Source organism: uncultured Pseudoalteromonas sp. (assembly GCF_963922945.1).
Classification (GTDB): domain Bacteria; phylum Pseudomonadota; class Gammaproteobacteria; order Enterobacterales; family Alteromonadaceae; genus Pseudoalteromonas.
In genome coordinates this window covers 1-2,038 of record NZ_CAWUKC010000185.1, presented here as the reverse complement: position 1 = coordinate 2,038, position 2,038 = coordinate 1, and the positions used below count along the sequence as shown (strand labels likewise).

Sequence of the window (2,038 nt, the reverse complement as noted above, 5' to 3'; positions counted from 1 at the left end):
TTAGTCGCAATTTAATTGCGCCTATTAACAGCTTAAAAAAAGCAGCCATAAAACTCTCATCGGGAGACTTATCTGCCCGTGCAGCCATTCCAATAAACAGAAAAGATGAGCTTGGGGTGCTTGGTCGCGACTTTAACAGTATGGCCAACCAGCTTGAGCAACTGATTAGTGCTCAAAAGCGTTTACTTGCTGATATATCTCACGAGTTGCGCTCCCCGCTTACACGCTTAAAAATGGCAACAGGACTTGCGCAAATGCAAGCTAATGAGACCAGCCAACCGTATTTATTACGTATAGAAAAAGAAGCAAATCAGCTTGATAAAATGATTGCTGATGTTCTGCAAGTATCTCGTTTAGAGGCACAAAGCCAAACACTGTCACTGCAAAAGCAATCGCTAAAAGATATAGTAGAGCACGTATTAAACGATGCGCAGTTTGAAGCCAAACAACACACTAAAGCGCTTTCCTTTAGCGGGAATGCCGATGTAATGTTAAACTGTGACGAATCATTAATTGCCAGTGCGCTCGAAAACCTACTGCGTAATGCAATTAAATACGCCCATAGCGATATTAGTTTTAATGTACACTTTAGCAATCAAATTTATATAGAGATATGCGACGATGGCCCGGGCGTACCAAACGAGCAGCTAAGTAGACTTTGCGAGCCCTTTTTTAGACAATCTGATGCGCGCGACAGAGTAACTGGCGGCACAGGGCTTGGCTTAGCTATCGCCAAAAATGCAATTACTGCCCACGGCGGTAGTTTAGCGCTATCTAATAAAGAAAAAGGCGGGTTGTGTGCCAATATCACCTTGCCACTAATTAAAGAGTAAACATGTTTTACAGTACCGAATCAGCGCTTGAAAGTAACCAACCTTTAATTGATGAGTTTTATGAAAACACACTCATTAAGTCGTATCTAAAAACAGCCCATGGGGCATTGTTTTATGCTTATGCTAAGCCTAAAAATGCAAAAATGGCACTGGTTATTAGCTCAGGTAGGGTTGAGGGCGCAGATAAGTACAAAGAGCTATTGTGGGAGCTTTACAACAATAACTACGCTATTTTTATTGTTGACCATCAAGGGCAAGGGCGCTCATATCGCCATTTAAAAAACAAGCATAAGGGCTATGTAGAGCATTTTAAAAACTACAGTGCCGACCTAAATCAATTTAGCCAAGATGTTGTTGATACTCACTGGCGAGGCAATAAGGTACTTGTTGCTCATTCTATGGGGGGCGCCATCGCACTTAATTACTTAGCAGAGTATCAACATAGTTACCAAGGGGTGTTTTTATCTGCGCCTATGCTTAATATTTTCACTAAAAAGGTGCCTCGCTTTTCTACCACTTTAATAGTGAGTCTAGCTAAAATGCTTGGCTTACAATATAGCTACGCACTTGGGCAAAAAAACTATACACCACCTAGTTTTGACTTAAACGTGCTAACAAGTAGCCAGGTACGATATAAGCAATTTAGGCGTACTTATCACACGACCCCTTCGCTGCAGCTTGGCGGTGTCACTTATGGGTGGTTATATGCAGTGATTAAATTTTTACCTTTAGTAAATCAACTAAAAGTCACTATTCCAATGTTTATAGCTAAAGCCGAAAACGATGAAGTAGTAAATAATTCCGCCCTTGATAAGCTAGCTAATAGCCATGCAAATGCATCAATAGAAAGCTTTAAAGATGCAAAACATGAACTCTTTTTTGAGCGTGACGAAATCCGCAAACCAGCTCTAAAAAGCTTATATTTATTTTGCGAGTCTATTGAACAACAGACAGCGGGTCGAGGTGAATAAGTATATCGACCTCAGATTCAAAGCTATCTACTATCATTTTCTCTACTTCGTCTGCTACATTGTGGGCACGAATTAACGACAAATCGTCATCTAATTCTAGGTGCATTTGAATAAATTTAATTTTTCCGCCTTGGCGCGTACGAATATCATGCACCCCATGCACCTCAGGGTGCATTTTTGCTATATCAAAAATACTTTGTTTTTCTTCGTCCGGTAGTTCTTTATCCATTAAAT

3 protein-coding genes are annotated in these 2,038 nt (G+C 40.4%); 2 read left to right on the top strand and 1 reads right to left on the bottom strand.

Features of this window, described 5'->3' with window-relative positions; genetic code table 11:
- Together AABI99_RS18200 and AABI99_RS18195 are read left to right on the top strand one after the other, a co-directional pair.
- On the top strand, positions 1 to 833 hold an 833-nt coding region (locus AABI99_RS18200; RefSeq protein ID WP_338367529.1), incomplete at its 5' end, for an ATP-binding protein.
- 2 nt (positions 834 to 835) lie between these two features.
- Positions 836 to 1,804, top strand: coding sequence for an alpha/beta fold hydrolase (locus AABI99_RS18195; protein ID WP_338367528.1), 969 nt, complete (start codon positions 836 to 838; stop codon positions 1,802 to 1,804).
- Here AABI99_RS18195 and AABI99_RS18190 read toward each other — a convergent pair.
- Positions 1,770 to 2,038, bottom strand: a 269-nt coding sequence (locus tag AABI99_RS18190; RefSeq protein WP_338367527.1) for a cation transporter dimerization domain-containing protein, incomplete at its 5' end; no start/stop codon positions are given. The genes AABI99_RS18195 and AABI99_RS18190 overlap by 35 nt on opposite strands.

Coding starts and splice junctions, on each gene's coding strand:
- AABI99_RS18195 (WP_338367528.1), top strand. CDS start 836: ATGTTTTACAGTACCGAATCAGCGCTTGAAAGTAACCAACCTTTAATT.